Below are 23647 nucleotides of genomic sequence, written 5' to 3'. Positions count from 1 at the left end.
CATGAAACTAAGCAAACGCTTCCGATGTTTTGCAAATACGTTACCGCCGCTGTTTTTACTTATACGAACTATTGATACGATTTACTTCAAAAACCAAAAATATCCCAGCACCATCAGGCCCAATACGATGCGATAGTAACCGAACACGATAAAGTTATGCTTTTTGATGTAACTCATCAGGAACCGGATGACCAGGATGCTGACTACAAATGCTACTATGCAGCCCACTGCCAGGATCAGTAATTCGTTGCTGTTAAATACGAAGCCGACCCGCAGAATGTATTTTACCAGTTTCAGCAGGGAAGCACCAATCATGACGGGAATAGCCAGATAAAAGGTGAACTCTGCGGCTACGCTGCGCTCCAGCCCGATCAGCAGGCCGCCGATGATAGTGGAACCGGAACGGGATGTGCCCGGCACCAGGGACAGCAGTTGGAAGATACCTACCTGGATGGCTTTGCGGTAAGAGATATCCTTTACGTTTTTAACGCTTCCGGAACCGATGTTACGGGACTCGATCAGGATAAACAGTATGCCATAGAAAATCAGGGTGATTGCTACAACTTCCGGTGTAAAGAAATGTTCCTCCATCCAGTCGTCAAACAGGATACCGATGACGGCGGCAGGCAGGCAGGCTACAATGATTTTTCCCCACAGGTCCAGGGTGGGGCGGTCCAGGGTGAGGGTCCCGTCTTTTTGTTTCAGAGGCCAGATTTTTTCAAAGTACAAAAGGATGACAGCCAGGATGGCGCCTAACTGGATCACAACTTCAAACAGCTTATAAAACTGGGCACTGACTCCTAAATGGATAAATTCGTCCAACAGGATCATGTGGCCGGTGGAAGATATGGGCAGCCACTCGGTGACGCCTTCAATGATGCCAAACAGTATGGCTTTAATAATTTCCTGCAAAATAAAAATCTCCTTATTCATAATAATACTTTCCTATTTTACCACAAATATAAAAAATAGCTATAGTTTTTTAAAAGTTTTGCAGACGGATTTTTGGAAACGCTGCACAATTCATCTCACGTGCGGCTGTTGTACCAACTCATTTGGCCAGTATTTCGTTGCTAATGAGAAGATAATACCATGTTGGTAGTGAGCGGTTTTAATACGTGCGGATAAGAGAAGGAAGTTTTCACAGATATTTTACTAAATTAAACATATCGCGGTATTGCAATTCCTACTAATCTGATATATATTATTATGGTATCTGTTACGAAGCAAATTGCTAAACGTATCGGCAGATTCATGGTATAATATCTGTAAAATCTGTGCAAAAAGGAGTAACAGGCTAACCATAGAAATATTAGAAAAGGAAGAATAGAGGAATCATAACACGGAGGAATCATGCTTGAGTTAAAAGACATCAGTTTTAACGTGCAGGATGACAGTAAAGAGAAAGAGATCATCCGGCATCTGGATCTGAACATTGACGACGGGAAGTTTGTTGTCGTGACAGGTCCCAATGGCGGTGGTAAGTCCACCATGGCAAAGCTCATCGCCGGCATTGAAACGCCGACAGAAGGAAAGATTATATTTAACGGGGAAGACATTACAGGCAAAAGCATTACGGAGCGTGCCAACCTGGGCATCAGCTTTGCGTTCCAGCAGCCCGCCCGGTTCAAGGGAATCACGGTACTGGATCTGCTGCGCATTGCAGCAGGCAAACAACTGACCGTCAGCGCCTGCTGTGAATTTTTATCGGAAGTGGGACTGTGCGCCCGGGATTATATCAACCGGGAAGTGAACGCCTCTCTTTCCGGCGGAGAGTTAAAGCGGATAGAAATCGCTACCGTGCTGGCCCGGGGAACCCAACTGGCTATTTTCGACGAGCCGGAAGCGGGCATCGACCTGTGGAGCTTCCAGAATCTGATCAGTGTGTTTGAACGGATGCGCACGGCCAATACCCGTTCCATTCTGATTATCTCCCATCAGGAACGGATCCTGCAGATTGCCGATGAGATCGTAGTGCTGGCCAACGGACAGGTCACAAAGCACGGACCCCGGGAAGAAATTCTTCCGGAACTGTTGGGGACAAGTGACGCAGTTGGCGTATGCGGCTGCCTGAAACGGGGAGGTGCGAACTGTGATTGATGCAATTCAGAAACGACTCCTGGCGGAGATTGCGGATCTCCATACGGTACCTACCGGCGCGTATAATATACGGGCCAACAGCAAGCTGGCGGCGCGGAACACGACGGCTAATATTGACATTGTTTCCAAGGCGGATGTGAGCGGCATCGATATCCGCATCAAACCGGGGACGAAAAAGGAAAGTGTACATATTCCGGTTGTACTCAGTGACAGCGGACTGAAAGAAACGGTTTATAACGATTTTTATATTGGTGAAGACTGTGATGTAGTCATCGTAGCAGGCTGTGGCATCCATAACTGCGGCGTGCAGGATTCCGAGCATGACGGGGTGCACCGCTTCTTTGTGGGCAAAAACAGCAAAGTAAAATATGTAGAAAAGCATTACGGAGAAGGGGACGGCCGTGGCAAGCGCATCCTGAACCCGGTGACGGAAGCCTATCTGGAAGAAGGCAGTTCCATGGAAATGGAAATGGCGCAGATCAAGGGCGTGGATTCCACGGTCCGCACCACGAAAGCGGAACTGGCAGCCAATGCGTCCCTGGTGGTCAGGGAACGGCTCATGACCCATGGGAACCAGAAAGCCAAAAGCATTTATGAAACCTATCTGAACGGAGACGGCGCTGCGGCAGATGTGGTGTCCCGCTCCGTGGCAAGGGAAGAGTCCTTCCAGGAGTTTTCTTCCCGCATTACCGGCAACGCGGCCTGCAAAGGGCACACAGAGTGCGACGCCATCATCATGGACAAGGCCCGGGTGCTGGCCATACCCCAGCTGGATGCCAACAATGTGGATGCGGCCCTGGTACATGAAGCGGCCATCGGCAAGATTGCCGGGGAACAGATCATCAAGCTGATGACCCTGGGACTTACCCAGGAACAGGCGGAAGAACAGATTATCAACGGATTTTTGAAATGAGAGAAGAAAAATATTATTCCATTTTAAATTACGGATGCCAGATGAACGAAAGCGACGCGGAGCATTACGCGGGACAGTTGGAGGAACTGGGTTACGCACGCACGGAAGAGTTAGTCCGGGCCGACGTGATCCTGGTGAATACCTGCTGCATCCGGGAAAGCGCGGAACTTAAGATTCTGGGAAAAATCGGTGAGCTGAAACGTGTGAAGGCCCGGCATCCGGGGCAGATTATCTGTGTGGCAGGGTGCATGGCGCAAAAGGACGGCGCGGCGCTGGTGAAAAAATATCCCCAGATTGATCTGCTGTTAGGTACTTCGTATGTAAATTCTTTCAAACAGATTTTGCAGGATTATCTGGAAGAACGCAAAAAAGGCGTGTTCACCAGCCTGGAAGTACAGAGCAGTGAGTTTGAAGGACAGCGCGTGCGGGAGAGCGGCTTCAGCGCCTGGATCCCCATCATGTACGGCTGTAATAATTTCTGTACGTACTGCATCGTGCCGTACGTACGGGGCCGGGAACGGAGCCGCAGCATTGAGAATATTTTAGAAGAAGTGCGATCTGCCGTGGCGGCCGGTTATAAGGAAATCACCCTCTTGGGGCAGAATGTGGATTCCTACGGCAAGGATTTTTTGCGGAACCATGAAGAAGAAAAGCTGCTGTCCGTCAGCAGCGCGGTGGGAGAAGGGTTTACTGAAGCCTTAAAGGCAGAGCCGTTTGCCGCGTTGCTGAAAGCGGTAGATCAGGTGCCCGGCGTGGAGCGGGTCCATTTTATGACCAGCCATCCCCGGGATATGTCGGAAGAAGTAATCCGAACGGTGGCGCAGGGGACGCATCTGTGTGAGCATTTCCATGTGGCGCTTCAGAGCGGCAGCAGCCGGATCTTAAAAGCCATGAACCGGGGTTACACACGGGAACGGTTCCTTGCATTGGTGAAGACGATACGTAAATACATTCCCCAGGCTTCCATTACCACAGATATCATTGTAGGGTTTCCCGGCGAAACGGATGAGGATTTTGCCGAGACCTGCAGTCTGGTGGAAGAGGTGGGCTTTGATTCCGCTTTTACCTTTATTTATTCCAAACGCAGCGGCACTCCGGCCGCCCGGATGCAGGACCAGATTCCGGATGACGTGAAGCACGCCAGGCTGCAGAAACTGATGGATGTGCAGAACCGGCAGTCCCTGTGTATCAATAAGCGTTTGGTGGGGCAGACGGTAGAAGTGATGGCGGAAGGTCCTACGGAAAAGCATCCGGAGACCTGGAGCGGCCGTACCCGGGGCAACAAACTGGTGCTGTGGCAGCAGAACATTGACGCATCGGATAAGGCTGTGGCAAATCCTGTGAATTTGCCTGACGATTCAGCTTCTGCCAACGTTTCTGTAAAAGGTACGGAAGAGGGAAGCAACCTTCCCATTCGTCCCGGGCAACTGGTGAAGATTCAGATTGAAAGCGCCCAGACCTGGCTGGTGAAAGGGAAAAGAGTCCGTTAGTTTCATGCAGTATTGTTTTTGAATATCCGGTTTGCGGTTATGTGTAATCTGCAAACATAGTTTTAGAAGATGAAATCCGAAATGTAATGTCCGTTACGGACGATGCAGGAGGAACTATGCCCAATGAATTAACGCCGATGATGCAGCAGTATCTCGATTTCAAAAATCAATACCGGGATGAATTGCTGTTCTATCGCAGCGGCGATTTTTATGAACTGTTTTTTGAGGACGCCAAAACTGCCTCAAGGGAACTGGGACTGACGCTGACAGGCCGCAACGGGGGTCTGGAAGAACGGATACCCATGTGCGGCGTGCCGTATCATTCGGTGGAACCCTATATTGCGAAGTTGATTAAAAAAGGCTTTCGCGTTGCCATCTGTGAACAGATGGAAGACCCGAAGCTGGCAAAGGGTCTGGTCAAACGGGAGGTCATTCGGGTAATCACCCCCGGTACCGCTTTAAATGAGGCGCTGCTGGAAGAGTCCGGCAACCGGTATCTGGTGTATCTGCAGGAAGACGACGGTGTACTGTGTATGGCCCTGGCGGATGTTTCCACCGGGGAATGCCGCTGGTACACGGCCAACGGTAGTGAACGGCTGATCTCTGTGGAAGAACAGCTCTTCCGCCTGCAGCCTTCGGAAATCGTATTGAAAAGCGGCATAGACCAGTGGGACGCGCTGGAAAACTGGCTGAAATCGAAACTGACAGACTGTCTCTATTCGTTTTATGAACCGGCTAAAGAACCGGAAGATTATGTCAAACTGCATTTCGGTACGCTGGAACTGGATCCTCTGGTCCGGTCCACGGTGCAGAACCTGCTGGCCTATCTTCATGAGACCATGATGACGGATCTGTCCCAGATCAACCGGTTGGAGAGGATTACCACGGAACAGTTCATGAATCTGGACGCCACGGCCATCCGGAATCTGGAACTGATCAAGAACATGCGTGACGGCAGCAAGCGGGGCACGTTGCTGGACATTTTGGATTTTACGGGAACTTCCATGGGCTCCCGCTGTCTGAAAAACTGGATCGAGTGCCCGCTGCTGGATATTGTAAAGATTCGGGAACGGCAGGACGCGGTGGAAGAACTGGTACTGAATCCCGCCCTCCGGGACAGTCTGCAGGAAAGTTTAAAAGAAGTTTTTGATTTGGAACGCATCCTTTCCCGTCTGGAAGTGGGCAGCGCTAACGCCCGGGATCTGGTGAGCCTGCGGGCGTCTCTGGCCGCATTGCCGGCGTTGAAAGAAAAACTGCAGGGCGCGAAATCCGGGTTGCTACAAAAATTATCAGCCAGCATCCACATGCACCGGGAAATCCATGATACCCTGGAAGCGGCCATTGTGGACGAACCGCCCTTTACCGTCAGGGAAGGCGGTATGATCAAAGACGGTTACGACCTGGAACTGGACGAACTCCACGACATTGCCCGGAATAATTCCCAGTGGATGGCAAACTTTGAACAGAAGATCAAAGAGTCAACCGGTATAAAAACCTTAAAAGTCGGCTTCAATAAAGTATTCGGCTATTATATCGAAGTCAGCAAGGGCCAGACGTCCGCCGTGCCGCCGGAATTTGTGCGGAAACAGACGCTGGTCAATGCGGAGCGCTATATCGTTCCGGAACTGAAAGATTTTGAGAACAAGATTTTAAGCGCCAAGGAAAAAATCGAATCCCTGGAGTATTATCTGTTTAATAAGATCCGGGACGAGATCCGGAAAGATATTCCGGAAATCCAGGACACGGCCCATGCCCTGGCCCGTCTGGATGTGCTGGCCGCATTAGCCCTGGCGGCGTTTAAATATGATTATCACCGGCCGGAACTGAACAACCGGGGGGAAATCCGGATTTTAGACGGTCGTCATCCCGTAGTGGAGCGGCTGCTGGACAAGGAAATCTTTGTACCGAACAATGTAACTTTGAATTCTGCCGATGAACGGATGGTGATCATCACCGGGCCCAACATGGCGGGGAAATCCACTTATATGCGGCAGGTTGCCCTTTTGGTGCTGATGACCCAGATGGGCAGTTTTATTCCGGCCCGGAGCGCGGATATCTGCGCGGTGGACCGTATCTTTACCCGGGTTGGGGCCAGCGATGACCTGGCTACCGGGCAGAGCACGTTTATGGTGGAAATGAACGAAGTGGCCCAGATTTTAAAATACGCCACGAAGAACTCCCTGATCATCCTGGACGAAGTGGGCCGGGGTACCAGCACCTACGACGGCATGTCCATTGCCCGGGCGGTGATGGAATACATCCAGACAAAAATTAAAGCGAAAACGTTGTTTGCCACGCATTACCACGAACTGATCACCATGGAAGATGTGCTGGAAGGGATTAAAAATTATTCCGTTGCCATTAAGGAACGGGGCAACGATATCGTCTTCCTGCGGCGCATCATCCGGGGCGGCACGGACCGGAGCTACGGCGTGCACGTGGCCCGGCTGGCAGGACTGCCCAAAAAAGTTATTGAACGGGCAGATGAAATACTGGAAGAGTACGACCGGAACAAAGGTTTTATCTGCGACGGAACTGCAACCTGCAACAGTGGCGGCGCCGCGCAAAATTCTGTAAAAGAAGAACCTGCCGATCTTGGCATGGGTTCCCTGTTTACAAGCGCCCTGCAGTCGGAACTGCTGCAACTGGACGTAATGAGCATGACGCCCATTGAAGCATTGAACGAGTTGTATAAACTGCAGCAGGAAGCGAAAAAGGAAAGCGGTGTGGTGTGACAGCCAATAACCTTTTGTGTTGCCGCTATAAGGTGGCATGAACAGTAATATGTAATTTAGTCATTGTTGATTTTGCCGTCTGCCGAGGACGGTGGAATGGAGTGAGGTATGCTTCAGGAACGGGAAGTCCGCTTGCTGGATACCAATACGTCGAACCAGATTGCGGCCGGCGAGGTGGTGGAAAAGCCTGCTTCGGTGGTAAAGGAACTGGTGGAGAACGCATTGGACGCCGGGGCGGACAGCATAGAAGTGACGATTTTTGAAGGCGGCACGGAATATATCCGGGTAGCCGATAACGGCTGCGGCATGACGGAGCAGAACGCCCGCATGGCGTTACAGCGTCATGCAACCAGCAAGATCCGTGAAGTGGACGACCTTCGCAGCCTCCACACCCTGGGGTTCCGGGGGGAAGCACTTCCCAGTATCGCTTCGGTGTCCCGGTTTGAACTGTTGACCAGACCGCAGCAGGAAGAACTGGCCACTTCTATTAAAGTGAATGGCGGTGAAGAGGAAGAATGCATTCAGACCGGCGGACCTGCAGGGACTGCGGTTATCGTTAAAGATTTATTCTATAACGTACCGGCCCGCCGCAAATTTCTGAAAACGGTATCCACCGAAGGCCGTTATATTACGGAAATGCTGACACGCATCGCCCTGGCCCGGCCGGATGTACGGTTCAAACTGACCAGCAACGATAAAGAAGTGCTGGTGACTCCCGGACTGGGCAATCTGAAAGACACGATTACCGCACTGTACGGGAAAAAAGTTTCAGACGATCTGCTGCCGGTAAAACTGGACGGTGTGTTTGCCGGTATTTTGGTACAGGGATTTATCGGCAAGCCCACGCTGCTGAAAGGTACCCGGGGCTGGCAGACCATTCTGGTAAATGGCCGCAGCATCAGCAATCTGATGATCAGCAAGGCCATCGAGCATGCCTATCAGTCCCAGATACCCAAGCGGGGGTTTGCCTTTGCCGTGCTGGATATCCAGGTTGACCCGGCTACCATCGACGTGAATGTGCATCCCCAGAAAAGTGAAATCAAGTTCAGTGACGAAAGCGCTATATATAAAGCGGTCTTCCGTGCCCTGACCGATGCGCTGACAAAGCCGATGCATGCGGAACAGGAAAAGAGTTTGCAGGAACAGAACCGGCAGGCTTTGGCAGCGGTACTGGAACGGGCGGAAAAAGGAAATGATTCAGCAACAGGACAGGGAACCGGTGCCGTACGCAATGAACCGGCCGGTCAGCAGACTATCTTCGGAGAGATAGCAGATACAGGGCGGCAGGGCCATCTGAACCGGGATTTCGGAGAAGACATAAATCGTTACGGTCATTACGAAAACAGGGAAACGCATTTCGGGAATCATCGGCAAAGCGGAGCCGCTTTTTCCCATCCCCGTCAGGAAATATGGAAACGACCGGACAACGCATACGGGGAAGAGTCACCGAAAGAACCGGTGTACAGTTTAGGCGAGACCCGTCAGCTCATGCAAGACCAGGCGCCGCTGCAGACAGACAATACGGTAGCGATGCAGCTTGCGGGTGAGGATACGCTGGAAACCATCTGGCCTATCGGGCAGGTGGACAAAACCTTTATCATCGCCCAGTCGGAAGACACACTGTATCTGATTGACCAGCACGCAGCCCATGAACGCATCTTGTATGACCGTCTGGTGCTGACCCACAACGATATTCCGGCCCAGCAGTTGCTGATTCCGTTGTACGTCACACTGCAGCCGGAAGATGTGGAGCTGTTGGAACAGCATCATGATGCGTTCTATAAATTAGGAGTGGACATTACCACAGCCGGGGAGAATTCTGTGCGGATTGCCAGCCTGCCCAGCGATATCAGAAATGAAGATGCGGAAGATTTTATCCGTGAAATCGCGCAGTATCTGCGGGACCACCGAACACCGGAAGCCAGCGAGCTGCGACAGGATGTGCTGCACATGACTGCCTGCCGGGCTGCCATTAAAGCAGGGGAAGTGCTGAATATGCGGCAGATGCGGCAGCTGATCATCGACCTGTGCAACACGACCCATCCCTTTACCTGTCCTCACGGCCGTCCCTGTATGATTGCCGTGACCAGCGATGAATTATATAAACTGTTTAAGCGCACCGGATTTGATCTGCCGGGGAAGAATGTACCCTATGACCGGTAATCAGAAAGGGTTGACCGGCAAATCATACATAACGTATTTAATGATGCTACGGTGTGCAAAGAGTATTCGTTGTTCGGTTTTTGCAAAACCATATAATAAATGGAACGATACCCTGCGACGTAAGGGAGACTGAGTTGGAAGCAGTGAAGTTTGCGGTAACCTGCAACAAAAATGATAACCGGATACTGAAAGAACAGGCCAGAGCCTGGGCGTTGCAGCTGCAGGTTCCGTATGTAAAACGTTATGATAACGGTTCTCTGGATGCGATGCTGGCGGACCATCATCTCGACGCGCTGCTGATTGCCGGAAAGAAAGGACCGCAGCTTTACTCACGGGAAGGCATGATGCTGTATCATCCGGGACTTGGAAAAGTCCGCTGGCAGCGTGTTGTGCAGCGAAACGAAACCGATAATTTTCTAACCGCCATGCATCTTTCCCCAGGTCAGCGGGTACTGGACTGCACCGTGGGACTGGCGGCGGATGCGCTGTTGGCTTCCCATGCAGTGGGAGAAACAGGGAAGGTTGTCGGGCTGGAAGCTTCGCTGCCGTTGTGGTTCCTTACCAGCCGGGGCGTAATTTCCTATAAAAGCCAAATCCCGGAACTGGTACAGGACCTGCAGCGCATTGAAATCATTCATGCAGAGGCATCCGCATTCTTGAAAACGCTGCCGGAAAACAGTTTTGACGCAGTGTATTTCGATCCCATGTTCCGTCAGCCTGTAAGGAAATCCTCGGAGATGGTGCCCCTGCGTCCGCTGGCGTTTCCGGAACCGCTAACGTTGGAAATGGTAGAACTGGCACTGAAGGCGGCGCCTCGTGTCGTGATCAAAGAACGCAGCGTGGAAATCCTGCAGGAATACGGCTGTACAGAGTTTGTCGGCTCGAAATACAGCGCCGTCCGTTTTGGAATACGAAAGAGACAGTGATGGTGCATACAGGAAACTGCGGTATAGTATGCGGTATAATATAATGTAAGCTGTTTGCAAATCGCACCGCCCGGGTGCGGTATTTTGACAGAATATGTCTGACGACGAAAAGGGGAAACCGACTTTGCCAAAAGAAAGAATAGTGGTAATCCTGGGACCGACAGCAACCGGCAAAAGCAATTGCGGCATTGAACTGGCCAAACGGTTCCGCGGGGAAATTATTTCCGGAGACAGTATGCTGGTTTACCGGCAGATGAATATCGGGACGGCAAAACCTTCCGCGGAAGAATTACAGATGGCGCCACATCACCTGGTGGACATTCTTCCGCCTGATGCGTCCTACAGCGTAGCTGATTTTCAGCAGCAGGCTGCGGAATTGATTTCGCAGATTACGTTACGGGGAAATCTGCCCATACTGGTGGGGGGAACCGGCTTGTATATAAAGGCTCTGCTGGAAGATTATCAGTTCAGCAGTGTGGAAGAAAACCCGGAACTGCGCCGGCAATTGGAAACTTTTGCTTCCGAACAGGGAACCGATAAACTGTATGCCCGGCTGAAAAAAGAAGATCCTGCCGCAGCGGAACGACTTCATCCCAATGATGTGCGCAGGGTGGTGCGCGCGCTGGAAACGGCATTATCCGGCGACCGGGTCTCCCAGGCAAAACAGAATGAACTGAAATATGATGCTGCTGTGTTTGGTCTTTCCATGGACAGGGATTTTCTCTATGAACGAATCAATCAACGGGTTGACCGGATGCTGGAAGAAGGGCTGGAAGAAGAAGTCCGGGCCCTGATGAAAGCCGGAGTTCCCACGGACTGCCTTTCCATGAAAAGTCTGGGATACCGGCAAATGGCGGAATACCTGACAGGCAAATGTGATTTCGCTGCCGCGGTTGACAACATTAAAAAAGGAACCCGTCATTTTGCCAAACGGCAGATTACATGGTATAAAAAAATGCCGTATATTCATTGGTTTACGGTAGACAGAAACCTGAACTATGAAAAAATTGTAACAGAAATGGCAGATATACTTGAGAAAAAAGTCAAAAGGATGTAAAATTTAAGATACTAACTGAATAAAAAAAGTTAGAAATCCGAATGGGATTCATGGAGATGGATTCCGATAGGAATGAAACGTGAATACAGCGAATGAAAAAATTATATAAAGAGAACGGTTAAGGAGACACTGATTAATCTGTGTTTCCTTAAAGAAAAGGAGCGTAAGAGCATGACAAATACAACTGGCAATAAAACCATGATGAACCTGCAGGACAGTTTCCTGAATCATGTACGGAAAGAAAATCTTCCGGTGGTGATCTATCTGGTAAACGGATTCCAGATCCGGGGGATGGTCCGGGGTTTTGACAACTTTACGGTAATCATTGAGAATGACGGGAAACAGCAGCTGGTATATAAGCATGCGGTTTCCACCATTTCCCCGGTAGCCAATATTACGATTATGCAGCCGGAAAAGGCCGAAAAGAAAGAGTAATGTGGCTGCAGAAGAAGGAAAACGGCGCTCCGGCGTTGTTTTTCTTTTTGCGACGGACTTGATGGAAAATCGGGGAAGGAGAAAAGGCATGGATTATCTTGCGTTATTTATGGAATATCTGCAGGTAGAGCTTGGCCTTTCGGACAATACCCGGATTTCCTATCAGCGGGATCTGCGGATCTTCTGCAAGGCGCTTTCCATTTCGGAAGACAAGCTGGCAGATGTGCAGCGTTCCCAGATTATCGGCTACATTACGAAACTGAAGCTGCAGGGCCGGGCGGCAGCGACCATTGCCCGGAAACTGGCAGCCATCAAAGCGTTTTACCGTTTTATGATTACGGAAAATTATCTGCAGACGGATCCTGCAGAAGCGGTGGAAGCGGGAACCAAAGGCGTGCATCTGCCAAAAGTTTTAACAGAGGCGGAAGTTCGCGCCTTGCTGGAAGCGCCGGACCTTTCCTCGGCGGAAGGACTGAGGGACCGGACCATGCTGGAAATGCTATATGCTACCGGCATGCGCGTTTCCGAACTTGTGACGGTGAAAACCGCCAGTGTAAATCTTTCCATGCGTTATGTGATTGCCTTCGGCAAAGGTTCCAAAGAGCGGATCGTACCCCTGGGCAGCGTGGCGGCGGAATATCTGCAGCGATATCTTACGGAAGCCAGAAGCAAGTTCCTGATGGAAAATGAAACGGATCCGGAAACCTTGTTTCTGGGGCTGGGCGGTCAGGGCCTGACCCGGCAGCGCGTGTGGGAGATTATCAAACAGTACGGCAGGCAGGCCGGAATATCCAAAACCATTTCACCCCATGTGCTGCGCCATTCTTTTGCCACACATCTGCTGGATAATGGAGCTGACTTGCGAAGCGTGCAGGAAATGCTGGGGCATGCCGATATTTCAACAACACAGATATATACGCACCTGACAAATAAAAGGCTGCGTTCGGTTTATGAGAAAGCACATCCGCGCAAATAGGGATGTGAAGAAAAGAGGGGCTGCGTATGCAGGATCAAAACAATTCCCAGGAAAGCAACAGAATCGGCGTGGGAATTTTTATCGTAATTGTTATCATATTGCTTATACTGGCCGGAGCTGCCGGCGTGTATTATGCTTCCCTTAAACAGGAAAAACCAAAGGATTTATCGGATACGACAGTTAAATCTTTTGATTTGATGGAAGAATCGAAGATGGTCCACCGGACTGTGGACGACGTATTGCTTATGAAACGGGAAAACTGGCAGCTGCGGGACACTGGGCGCAGACAGCACAAGGATCTGTTGGAAGTGTCGGGAGCCGATGTGGTCTGGACCGACCGGGAAGTCGCCGTAGGCGTGCCGGTGACGACCGAGCTGGAAGGAGCATCCCGCTGGGTACAGGAACATCTGCGAACTACCGATGTAAAAACTATCCGCGAAGAAAAATCCAAATGGCATGGGATGGAAGCCTGGCGGCTGGATGTGGGAATTGCGGTGAAGTCAGGCAAAGATAACGAGAGAAACTTTACAACGGATACCATATTCTTTTTCCATCACGGGAACCTGACCAACCGGGACAGGGATATTCCCCGCATTTCTAAAGAAGAACGCCGAAATGATGAGAAAAGCCGGAACAATGATGACAGAAGCCGGAATGACGACAGAAGCCGGACCGATGAAGGAAAAAGATAGAAGGCTTTTACTATGAACATGTTTAGAAACAGAGAGATCCCTGGTTGGAGGAATTTATGAATCCCGAAGAAGTAATGCAGAAATATGAAAAATACATCAATCCGTCTTCCACTAGATTGTTCCGTTTCATGGGACTGTCCAGCGTGGAAGCCCGGGCGGAAGGCTGGATCATCACCGATACGGAAGGTACCGAATTCATTGACTGCCTGGGCGGTTTCGGCATGTTTGCGGTGGGCCACAAACATCCGAAAGTTGTGGAGGCGGTGGAACGGGAACTGCACAACATGCCCATGTGCGGCAAAGTGCTGTTCAATGAACCCGCTGCCAAACTGGCGGAAAAACTGGCGGAAATCACACCGGGCGATCTGCAGTACAATTTTTTCTGCAACAGCGGGACGGAAGCAGTGGAAGGCTGCCTGAAGGTGGCGCGTCTGGCTACCGGCCGCAAAAAGTTCGTGGCGGCTCATAATGCGTTTCACGGCAAGACCTTCGGTTCTTTGACCGCCACCGGACGGGATATGTATCGCGACCCGTTCAAACCGCTGCTGGAAGGGTTTACTCATGTTCCATTTAATGATATCACTGCGCTGGAAGCGGCTGTGGATGAAGAAACGGCAGCCGTGATCCTGGAACCGGTGCAGGGGGAAGGCGGCATCAATGTTCCCGCTGACGGCTACATGAAACAGGCGGAAGAGATTGCGCATAAAAAAGGCGCGCTGCTGATTTCGGATGAAGTACAGACCGGAATCGGGCGCACCGGAACCTGGTTCGGGGTAGAACACGACGGGGCGAAACCGGATCTGATGGCGGTGGCCAAAGCCCTGGGCGGCGGCATTATGCCCATTGGTTCTGTAATTGGAACGGAAGCTGCCTGGAAAGGATTGATTGAAGCACCGTTCCTGCACACGTCAACCTTTGGAGGCGGGCAGATGGCCTGCGCCGCCGGGGTGGCGACCCTGCAGGTGATTGAAGAAGAAAATCTTCTGCAACGCAGCGCGGAGACCGGCGCGTATTTTAAAAAGGGTATTGAAGCCATTGCGAAAGAATTTCCCCAGGTTATTAAAGAAGTCCGCGGCCGCGGCATGATGATCGGTATGGATTTGACAAAAGAAGGCGCCGGCGGTATGCTGATGGCGCTGATGATCGACCAGCACATCATTGTTGCGTATACGCTGAACAACCCCAAGGTGATCCGCATCGAACCGCCGCTGACCATGCCGAAATCCGTAGTGGACCATGTGTTGGAAGTATTGCGCAGCTGCATTAAGCAGGTGGCGGAAGCGATTAACGATTTGTAAGGACGTAAGGAAACGCTGATTCATCAAGCGATTCTCTGGCGGTTTTTTCTCTGGCGCATGTGTACAAGAAAATATACAGCCGTTTAGAAAGGCTGGAAAAGGAGTTTATATGCCGTTTGTAAAATCTGAGATTGTGATCAAAGGCGAAAAACAGAAAATTTTTGATGTGATACAGGATATGGCTTCCTATCCGAAGTTCATGAAAAACCTTGTGAGCGTGGAAGTGCTGGAAAAAGGGGAGAATTACGACATTTCCCACTGGGTATCCAACGTGGACGGCCGGAAGATCGTATGGACCGAGCGGGACGATTTTTATCCCGAAACGTTTAAGATTACCTATAAGCAGACAGCAGGGGATTTAAAGAAGATGGAAGGCGCCTGGGAACTCGTTGACACGGAGGAAGGCGTTAATGTTTCCCTGGCGGTGGATTTCGAGTTTGGCATTCCCATGATCGCCGGGCTGTTAAACCCCATCCTGATCCGCAAGGTGCGGGAGAACAGTGAAGATATGCTGCAGGCGATAAAAGGAGAAATTGAAAAATAAGATAAAGTCTGTTATAATAGTTTAGCTATGTATTACCATAAAATTAAAAATACTTTTTGCCGTAGCTGAATCAGACAAAGCATTGGTATCAGAGATGGTGCCACGGCGTATATTGATGTGAGGAGTGTGTTTGTAACTATGAAGACCGCGTTGTTAATGACATTAATGACTCTGCTTCTGGTCATGGTAGGCGATTTTGCCGGCGGCCAGCAAGGCATGGTAATTATGTTGATATTTTCACTGGGCATGAACTTTTTTACGTATTGGAACAGCGACAAAATGGTGTTGGCCCAGTATAAGGCCCATCAGGTGGACGAGCATTCTGCGCCTGCCCTGTACGGGATTGTAAAACGCCTGGCAGAAAGGGCCAAGCTGCCCATGCCTAAGGTATATATCATTGACGACCAGGTTCCCAATGCGTTTGCTACCGGACGTAATCCGGAGCATGCGGCTGTTGCCGTTACCACTGCGCTGATGAATTATCTTTCCCCGAAAGAAATTGAAGGCGTGCTGGGCCATGAACTGACCCACGTCAGGAATCGGGATATTCTGATCAGTACCGTGGCGGCCAGTCTGGCCGGCGTGATTACGACGGTCTCCCGCTTTGCGTTATGGTTTGGCGGCGGCCGCGACCGGAATAACAACAATCCCATCGCGTCCATCCTGTTACTGATTCTGGCGCCGATTGCAGCCGCCCTGATCCAGATGGCGGTTTCCCGCAGCCGGGAATACAAAGCCGACGAAGGCGGCGGCGAATTATGTGGTAACCCGAACTACCTGGCGGATGCCCTGGAAAAAATTTTCCAGTACTCCACCCGCCGTACCATGCAGAATGCCACGGAAGCTACGGCCCACATGTTCATTATGTGCCCCTTCAGCGCCAAAGACATGCAGAAGCTGTTCAGCACCCATCCGTCCACCCAGGAACGTGTTTCCCTGCTGCGCCGGCAGGCGGAAGAAATGAAACGGCAGGGCAAACTGGAAAAATAAGTTCGGCAGATAACGTCTTTCGGCTTTCGGTTTGGCGGCAGTTGTTGTTATTTAATTTAACGGTGTTTTGTTATGATTCATACCGGACTGAATATCCGGATTGATACAAATTTGCAAAGTATAAATTTTTAAAGGAGAGAAAAACATGGATCAGAAATCATTAGTATTAGTTAAACCCGACGGAGTACGCAAACATTTAATCGGCGAGATCATTGCCCGCTTTGAACGCCGCGGCCTGAAAATCTGCGCGCTGAAAATGCTGGTTATGACCAAAGACCAGGCTAAATATCATTATGCGGAACATGTTGACAAACCGTTCTTCCCGGAACTGGAAGCTTTCATTACCGGCGGTCCGCTGGTTGCCATGATTGTGGAAGGCCCCAACGCCATTAAAGCCATCCGCACCATGATGGGCGTAACCGATCCGATCGAATCCACCCCCGGCTCTATCCGCGGCGACTTTGCGCTGGATAAAGGCGAAAACGTAATTCACGGCAGTGACAGCCCGGAAGCTGCAGAACGCGAAATCAAAAACTTCTTCAAACCGGAAGAGATTTATTAAGATTGAAAAGCTCAGACAATTTTGTCTGGGCTTTTTTACCCCGTACTCTCATTAAACCTGCGGGGATGTGATATTTTGGATCCATTTGAGAAATGGCAGAAATCATGTCCGTGTACCGTTACGGTACAAGCAAATTGTAAGGAGGTTATGAAGTATGTCGAAAAAAGCTGCAGTCTATACCCGTACAGGCGATAAGGGAACCACCGGGCTCTATACCGGGGAACGCGTTTCCAAATGTTCTACACGGGTAGAATCTTACGGGAACCTGGATGAAATCACTTCCGCACTGGGCCTGGCCCGTTCGCTGGTAAAACGGGACGACGTAAAAGAAGCTATATTTAATGTGCAGAAGCTGCTGATGTCCATGATGGCCGATGTGGCCAGCCTGAATCTGCCCCAACCGTATATTACGGAAGAGCATGTAAAACTGTTTGAAAGCACCATCGATAAATTTGACGCGATGCTGCAGCCCCTGAGTCATTTTATTATTCCGGGGGATTCGCCCGGCGCCGGCGCGCTGGATATTGCCCGCACCACCACACGCCGTGCGGAACGCCAGTTGTTGCGCCTGAATGAGACCGAACCGGTAAACCCGCAGCTGCTCATCTGCGTGAACCGTCTGTCCGACCTGTGCTTTATTCTGGCCCGTGTAGAAACAGAAGTGGGAGTGGAAAAAGAAAAATAAAATTACAGTGTAATGAATTAAGCCTCCTGACGCAGAGTCGGGAGGTTTTTTGCGGTATAGTGTTTAAGGAAACGCTGATTAATTTGTCTGCACGCTGACCGGTGCTTTGTGTGTTGGCAATTCGTGGTATGATTCAATCTCTTGACATGTTTTTTTACAAAATGATAAGATTGTCTTAATTCAAACAGAGAATTATGGTTTTCGAAAAGGAGGGGGCAACATGAAACTCTGGAAGAAAATTCTGATTGCGATCATTGTTTTATCCGCCATTGGCATTGGCTTAATCGGTTTCGGCATATTCGAAGCGCACGAGGCTTATAAGAATAAAATCGAGCCTGACATGAAACGCTATGTGACAATGACACAGCAGGAGCAGGACGAGTATGTGTTGTCCAAGCTTGAGCTTCTGTACAGTCTTTCCAATAAGAAAGACAATTCTTCGGAATACCAGGCGGCAATCAACGCACTGAAAACAGATCCTGCCGTCCGGAAGGCAGGCCTTGTCTGGGGACGCTCCCTTTGCGCGGTCATCATCACGAACAGCGATGACATTAAGGCCACACTCTCGCCACAGGACAAGGAAAAGTATGCAACAGAAGCTTTGGACTTCGATGCCAAAAGCAAATATTTCCAAACGGAAATAGAACGGGTCATGCCGAAGAAAATGTAAAAAGCAACATCATTTTTACGTGTACAATAGTGAATTATCCTGACAGTCGTGACAGATAAGTTAAACCCATGGTGAACAAAATGAAATTCAAATATGTCCGTATCCAGGGCAAGGCCTTAGCGAAGAATACAATGCACGCGAAAGGCATCTTCAGCATGTACTGGCAGATGATCCAGCAGGATGTTATGACCGGAGAGGACGCAGACCTTTTCCGGGAGATCGACAGCTGGTTTGCGGAAAACCTTCCGTGGCCGCCTCCCTGTAAAAAGCAGGAACCTGTTGTGTGCTGGTTCAAAACGGAGAATGCCGAAGAGATGCTGAAAATGATCCGGCCTGCCATGTGGCTGCTGGAACGGTACAACCATCCGTATTATGTTGTGTATACGAACACGCCGGGCGAAATCGTGTACGAGGATAAATACCAGATTGCGGCAAAAGCAGACGGGGTTCTCCAAATTGACGAGTTGCAACCGTCCTGGTCGCCGAAAGAAACGGAATGACAAATTCACATTTTTCTTATAAATGTATAAATAATGGTAGATTTTTCCCCGACAGTTTTGTTATAATAAACTGATAAGCTGATTATTACAGTTTGTTATCATAAACTAACAGGCTGACTATTACGGTTTTGTTATCATAAACCAATAAACGGATTGTTGATAAAGTAAGACAGCAAAGGAAGATGCATACGTATGGCTGGATATAAGTACAGTAAAAGTGCTCTGCAGGTTCTGGAACGTTCCGTAATTCCTTTTGTCGTTTTCCAGAGACTGGCCGATCGGATTGTGCCCCTTGTTATTTCCGCAGGGTTCTGTGACTTGTTTGCCCATACAAGAGAAGAAGCCCTTGCGCTGCTGAACCACGATATGTATATGAATGTGCATCCGGATGATAAGGACAGGCTCCTTGCCGAGGTCAACCGTTTTATTTCCGAAGGCGGAAGTTTAAATATCGTGTACCGGCTTAAAACAGAAAAGCGTAAAGACGATATGATCGTACATGTCCAGGGAGAACGGCTCGTTGCCGAAGACGGTACCCATCTGACTATCGTCTGGTTCACAAGCGAAGGCTTTTATTCCGCAAATAGTGTAGACCATAATGGGCTGGCCCGTTCCTTTAATGCATTGCTGCGTGAAGAGACCATGATCCGTAAGTCATCTTATGATGGTCTTACCGGTCTTCCCAACATGGCGAACTTTTTTAAACTGGCAGACGCTGCCCGGATCCGGAAGAAAGCCCTTATTTATTGTGATTTCTGCGGTTTGACCGGGTTTAACCGTAAGAACGGATATGCGGAAGGCGATAAGCTGATCCAGGCCTTTGCCGAACTTCTTGTAGCGTATTTCGGAAAAGAAAGCTGTTGCCGCATTGCCCAGGATAATTTTGCGGTTTATACCGACGCGGACGGTCTGGAAGCAAAACTGGAGAAGTTGTTTGAAGACTGTCATTCCCTGAACGGCGAAAATTCGCTGCCTGTGCGGGCCGGGATTTACGTGGATGACAATCCCCAACTGGAGATCGGCGTCGCCTGCGACCGGGCCAAGATGGCATGCAACGTGCACCGCAACAGTTATGTGTCGATTTATGAATACTTCACAGAGAAGTTGCAGGAAAAGGATGCGGTCCGGCAGTATATTCTGGATAATCTGGACAGGGCCTTGCAGGAAAAATGGATTAAAGCGTATCTTCAGCCAATCGTCCGTGCCGTCAATGAAAAGGTCTGCGATGTGGAAGCGCTGGCCAGGTGGGTTGATCCGGAAAATGGCGTCCTGTCCCCGGCCTCGTTTATTCCGGTGTTGGAAGATGCAGGACTGATTTACAAGCTGGATCTGTACATGTTGGACCGGGTTTTGGAAATTATTAAATTACAAATAGACGCAGGCTTTAACGTAATTCCCCATTCGATCAACCTGTCCCGTTCTGATTTCGATGCCTGCGACATAGTGGAGGAAATCCGCAAGCGGGTAGATGCTTCCGGAGTCGACCGCAATAAGATTACCATTGAAATCACAGAGAGCGTCCTCGGTAACGACCTGGTATTTATGAAAGAACAGGTAGAGAGATTCCGGAAACTCGGTTTTCCGGTGTGGATGGATGACTTTGGCAGCGGCTATTCCTCCATGGACGTATTACAGAGCATCCAGTTCGACCTCATCAAGTTTGATATGAGTTTCATGAAAAAATATGATGAGGGGGGCAATGCAAGAGTTATCCTGACCGAATTGATGAGAATGGCGACATCCCTGGGGGTAGACACTGTCTGTGAAGGTGTGGAAACCGCATCGCAGGTTCGCTTCCTGCAGGAAATCGGCTGTTCAAAACTCCAGGGTTATTACTACAGTAAACCTATCGCTTTACAAACGTTTCTGGAGATGGATCAAAAGAACGCCCTGATTGAAAATGAAAATCCGAAGGAGTCCGATTACTATGAAAGCATCGGGCGGGTGAACCTGTTCGACCTTGGGGTGATTGCCAGCGGGGACGATAATGCCCTCCAGCGTTCTTTCAACACGGTCCCAATCGCAGTTTTGGAAATTAACGGTGACAAAGCCAGATATTTACGCAGCAACCGTTCTTACCAGCTTTTTACCAAACGGTTTTTCAATTATGATATTTCAAATGATCCGCTTGACCTCAAGAATCCGGAAGGCGCAAAATGGTCAAATTATCTTTCGGAAGTTAAGCAGTGTTGTAAGAGCGGAAACAGTATATTCTTTGACGGAAAGGCGTCGGACGGATTCGTGTTCCATTTCTTTGCGCGCCGGCTTCACGTGAATCCGGTCACAGGAGCGACAGCTGTTGCTATGGCTGTACTCTCCGTCTCGGAACCGGATGAGAAGACGACCTATGCGGATATTGCGCAATCCCTTGCCGCCGACTACTACAATCTTTTTGTAATCGATCTGGATTCCGACGAATATACGGAATATTCTTCCCGAATCGGAGTGGAAGAGCTGTCGATCGTACGGCGCGGGAAAGATTTCTTTGCGTCGGCAAAGCGCGATACCATGACCCGCATCTATGAGGAAGACAGAGCGCCGTTTCTGGCACTGTTTACCAAAGAGAACGTTCTCCGTGATCTGGACAGACAGGGCGTGTTCACGACGACCTACCGCTTAATCGATACCGGAACGCCGATGTATGTGAATATGAAGATTACCCGGCTGCGGGGCGGGAACCGGCTGATTCTGGGCGTCAGTATTATTGATGCGCACATGAAGCAACTGGAAGAAGATAAAAAGCTGCGACAGGAACGGATCTCGCTAGGGAGAATCGCCGCCCTGTCTCCGGACTATATCGTCCTGTATACGATCGATCCTGTAACCGGTCATTATATCCAGTACAATGCGTCAAAGGAATATGAGAGCTTCGGCCTGGCAAAGCAGGGGGACGATTTCTTCGGCGACGTTGTGCGCGATGCTCCGAAAGCCATTGCTCCGGATGATATAGAGAGACATCTGCGTATTTTCACGAAAGATAATATGCTGCGGGAGATACGGGAACACGGTTTATTTATCCATAAGTACCGGTTGCTGCTGGGTGGGAAGACTGTACCGGCAGGTCTGAAAGCCACGCTGATCCGGGAAAGCGACGGAGAAAAAATCATTCTTGGCGTAACCATTGAGGAAGGATAAACCGAAAAACATTTGAAAGATTTCTTACATGAGCTCACAGCCGTGGAATTTATTTTCCACGGTTGTTTTTTTGTCTTCGTTTTACACAGCGGAAAAGGTTGGATAAAAACCAATGCAAAAATTTAATCAGCGTTTCCTTACTTTTGTTCCGGTCATGGTACTTATTTACTTTTCATTTTTCAAAAACTGTGATACAATATATAGCGAACAAAAGTTTTGATTAACGAAAAGTAAAAACAAATATTGCGAAAGAAACAAAGTTAAATCTAAATCGTATTGCATGAACAAATTTTTGAAATTGTTTCCACAATCTCTGAAAGCGTGTTTCGTATGCGTTCCATTCTGCACGTTGATATGAATAATTTTTACGCTTCCGTGGAGTGCCTGTACCGTCCGGAAATCCGCAATCATCCTGTGGCGGTGGCGGGAGACCCGCTGAACCGGCACGGCATCATACTGGCCAAGAACATGATCGCCAAAAAGCTGGGCGTGACCACCGGCGAAGCCATCTGGGAAGCGAAGCAGAAAGCGCCGGGGCTGGTGCTGGTGCCGCCGGACTACAAAAAATATCTGCACTTTTCCCGCATGGCCCGGGAAATTTATTACGAATACTCCGACCAGGTGGAGGCTTTCGGGCTGGACGAAAACTGGATCGACCTGACGCAGTCGCTGCCGTATCTGCACAGCGATCCGGTGAGCGTGGCCAACACGATCCGCCGGCGGGTGAAGGAAGAACTGGGCGTGACGGTCAGCGTAGGCGTTTCCTTTAACAAAATATTTGCCAAACTGGGCAGCGACTTGAAAAAGCCGGACGCCACCACGGTCATCCCGTACGAACGGTTCCGGGAAATCGTGTGGCCGCTGCCGGTGGACGATTTGCTGTACGTGGGCAAATCCACTGCCCGCAAGCTGGAACTGATCGCCGTGAACACCATTGGGGACCTGGCGCGGACGGACGTTGCCGTTTTACGGCGCAGGTTAGGGAAGTGGGGCGAGATCCTCTGGCTGTTCGCCAATGGCATGGACACCTCTCCGGTGCGGAAGATCAGCGAAAGCGAGCAGATCAAAAGCATCGGCAACGGCACCACCTGTCCCCGGGATCTGCAGACGGAGCAGGACGTGCGGCTGGTGTTTACCGTGCTGGCGGAATCCGTGGCGGCGCGGCTGAGGGACTGCTGCGTAAAATGCCAGGGCGTGCAGATCTTTTTGCGGGACAATGCGCTGTTCACCCTGTCACGGCAAAAGAAAATGGAATATCCCTGCTGCACTTCCGGACCGATCCTGGAAACGGCCATGGAACTGTTCCGGCAGCATTACCGCTGGCAGAAACCGCTGCGCAGCCTCAGCCTCTCCGCTATTTACCTGGTGACCGCCAACCGGCACATGCAGCTTTCCCTGTTCGATGACACGGCGGAACAGTTGCTGGTGCAGGAACAGATTGAAAAGACCATCGACATGCTGCGGTACCGTTTCGGGCACAACGCCGTGCTGCGGGCCAGCGCGCTGCTGGATCCAAAGCTGACAGGCTTCAACCCGAAGGAAGACCACACCATCCATCCGTACAGTTATTTCAGGTGACGACAACGAAAAAATTTGATTTATGGAAACGTGACGATTCGTCACCTTATTGTTGTTACGGCTTCTATGTGATATAATAATTCATATAATAGTTTTTTTAATAAAAATTTGAAACCTCAAATTGTGTAGGTAGTTATACCGCCTCATAGGGATTTAATAAAGACCTCCGAAACCGTTGAAAATAAAGGATTTTTCGCA

At 50.0% G+C, this 23647-nt stretch carries 20 protein-coding genes; 19 read left to right on the top strand and 1 reads right to left on the bottom strand.

Annotated elements, in window-relative coordinates; translation table 11 throughout:
• Nucleotides 1-81: 81 nt before the first annotated feature.
• On the bottom strand, nt 82-933 hold the full coding sequence (locus tag QZV31_RS05015; protein WP_295358713.1) for an undecaprenyl-diphosphate phosphatase: 852 nt from the start codon (nt 931-933) through the stop codon (nt 82-84).
• A gap of 420 nt (nt 934-1353) precedes the next feature.
• Here QZV31_RS05015 and QZV31_RS05010 point away from each other — a divergent pair, with 420 nt between their 5' ends.
• From QZV31_RS05010 to QZV31_RS04920, 19 genes are all read left to right on the top strand, one after another.
• A complete protein-coding gene (locus QZV31_RS05010; protein WP_093730575.1) occupies nt 1354-2100 on the top strand; it encodes an ATP-binding cassette domain-containing protein in 747 nt (248 codons plus the stop codon).
• Nucleotides 2093-3013, top strand: a complete 921-nt coding sequence (locus QZV31_RS05005; RefSeq protein WP_295358710.1) for a SufD family Fe-S cluster assembly protein — start codon at nt 2093-2095, stop codon at nt 3011-3013. The genes QZV31_RS05010 and QZV31_RS05005 overlap by 8 nt, the downstream gene beginning before the upstream one ends.
• The gene (miaB, locus tag QZV31_RS05000) at nt 3010-4503 is read left to right on the top strand and encodes a tRNA (N6-isopentenyl adenosine(37)-C2)-methylthiotransferase MiaB (protein WP_295358708.1); all 1494 of its coding nucleotides are present in this window, start codon (nt 3010-3012) and stop codon (nt 4501-4503) included. The genes QZV31_RS05005 and miaB overlap by 4 nt, the downstream gene beginning before the upstream one ends.
• Before the next feature lie 116 nt (nt 4504-4619).
• Complete coding sequence (mutS, locus tag QZV31_RS04995; protein WP_295358706.1) at nt 4620-7238, top strand: DNA mismatch repair protein MutS; 2619 nt, start codon at nt 4620-4622, stop codon at nt 7236-7238.
• A gap of 108 nt (nt 7239-7346) precedes the next feature.
• Complete coding sequence (gene mutL / locus QZV31_RS04990) at nt 7347-9401, top strand: DNA mismatch repair endonuclease MutL (RefSeq protein WP_295358704.1); 2055 nt, start codon at nt 7347-7349, stop codon at nt 9399-9401.
• A 143-nt stretch (nt 9402-9544) separates the two neighbouring features.
• Nucleotides 9545-10327: a class I SAM-dependent methyltransferase gene (locus QZV31_RS04985; protein ID WP_295358824.1), complete on the top strand. Its 783-nt coding sequence runs from the start codon at nt 9545-9547 to the stop codon at nt 10325-10327.
• 124 nt (nt 10328-10451) lie between these two features.
• Nucleotides 10452-11384 (top strand): tRNA (adenosine(37)-N6)-dimethylallyltransferase MiaA, encoded by a 933-nt coding sequence (miaA, locus tag QZV31_RS04980; RefSeq protein WP_295358703.1) that lies wholly within the window; start codon nt 10452-10454, stop codon nt 11382-11384.
• A 171-nt stretch (nt 11385-11555) separates the two neighbouring features.
• On the top strand, nt 11556-11819 hold the full coding sequence (hfq, locus tag QZV31_RS04975) for an RNA chaperone Hfq (protein ID WP_256324794.1): 264 nt from the start codon (nt 11556-11558) through the stop codon (nt 11817-11819).
• Nucleotides 11820-11907: 88 nt separating this feature from the next.
• A complete protein-coding gene (gene xerD, locus QZV31_RS04970; protein ID WP_093730599.1) occupies nt 11908-12795 on the top strand; it encodes a site-specific tyrosine recombinase XerD in 888 nt (295 codons plus the stop codon).
• A gap of 26 nt (nt 12796-12821) precedes the next feature.
• Complete coding sequence (locus tag QZV31_RS04965; RefSeq protein ID WP_295358701.1) at nt 12822-13487, top strand: hypothetical protein; 666 nt, start codon at nt 12822-12824, stop codon at nt 13485-13487.
• Nucleotides 13488-13543: 56 nt separating this feature from the next.
• Nucleotides 13544-14785 carry an aspartate aminotransferase family protein gene (locus QZV31_RS04960; protein ID WP_295358700.1) on the top strand — a complete coding sequence of 414 codons (1242 nt, stop codon included), beginning with the start codon at nt 13544-13546 and terminating at the stop codon, nt 14783-14785.
• Nucleotides 14786-14894: 109 nt separating this feature from the next.
• A complete protein-coding gene (locus QZV31_RS04955) occupies nt 14895-15329 on the top strand; it encodes an aromatase/cyclase (protein WP_295358698.1) in 435 nt (144 codons plus the stop codon).
• A 138-nt stretch (nt 15330-15467) separates the two neighbouring features.
• Nucleotides 15468-16319, top strand: a complete 852-nt coding sequence (htpX, locus tag QZV31_RS04950; protein WP_295358696.1) for a zinc metalloprotease HtpX — start codon at nt 15468-15470, stop codon at nt 16317-16319.
• Nucleotides 16320-16464: 145 nt separating this feature from the next.
• Nucleotides 16465-16881 (top strand): nucleoside-diphosphate kinase, encoded by a 417-nt coding sequence (ndk, locus tag QZV31_RS04945; RefSeq protein ID WP_093730586.1) that lies wholly within the window; start codon nt 16465-16467, stop codon nt 16879-16881.
• Nucleotides 16882-17035: 154 nt separating this feature from the next.
• Nucleotides 17036-17566, top strand: a complete 531-nt coding sequence (locus QZV31_RS04940; protein WP_093730587.1) for a cob(I)yrinic acid a,c-diamide adenosyltransferase — start codon at nt 17036-17038, stop codon at nt 17564-17566.
• Nucleotides 17567-17786: 220 nt separating this feature from the next.
• Nucleotides 17787-18236, top strand: a complete 450-nt coding sequence (locus QZV31_RS04935) for a hypothetical protein (RefSeq protein WP_295358695.1) — start codon at nt 17787-17789, stop codon at nt 18234-18236.
• 80 nt (nt 18237-18316) lie between these two features.
• The gene (locus QZV31_RS04930) at nt 18317-18736 is read left to right on the top strand and encodes a hypothetical protein (RefSeq protein WP_295358693.1); all 420 of its coding nucleotides are present in this window, start codon (nt 18317-18319) and stop codon (nt 18734-18736) included.
• 192 nt (nt 18737-18928) lie between these two features.
• Nucleotides 18929-21871 carry an EAL domain-containing protein gene (locus QZV31_RS04925; RefSeq protein ID WP_295358691.1) on the top strand — a complete coding sequence of 981 codons (2943 nt, stop codon included), beginning with the start codon at nt 18929-18931 and terminating at the stop codon, nt 21869-21871.
• A 354-nt stretch (nt 21872-22225) separates the two neighbouring features.
• A complete protein-coding gene (locus QZV31_RS04920) occupies nt 22226-23449 on the top strand; it encodes a DNA polymerase IV (protein ID WP_295358690.1) in 1224 nt (407 codons plus the stop codon).
• Nucleotides 23450-23647: the final 198 nt, after the last annotated feature.

Origin of the sequence: uncultured Succiniclasticum sp. (genome assembly GCF_902793885.1) — a bacterium.
Classification (GTDB): domain Bacteria; phylum Bacillota; class Negativicutes; order Acidaminococcales; family Acidaminococcaceae; genus Succiniclasticum.
Note: the sequence above shows the minus strand (reverse complement) of the source record. Positions and strands in the feature narration are given on the sequence as shown.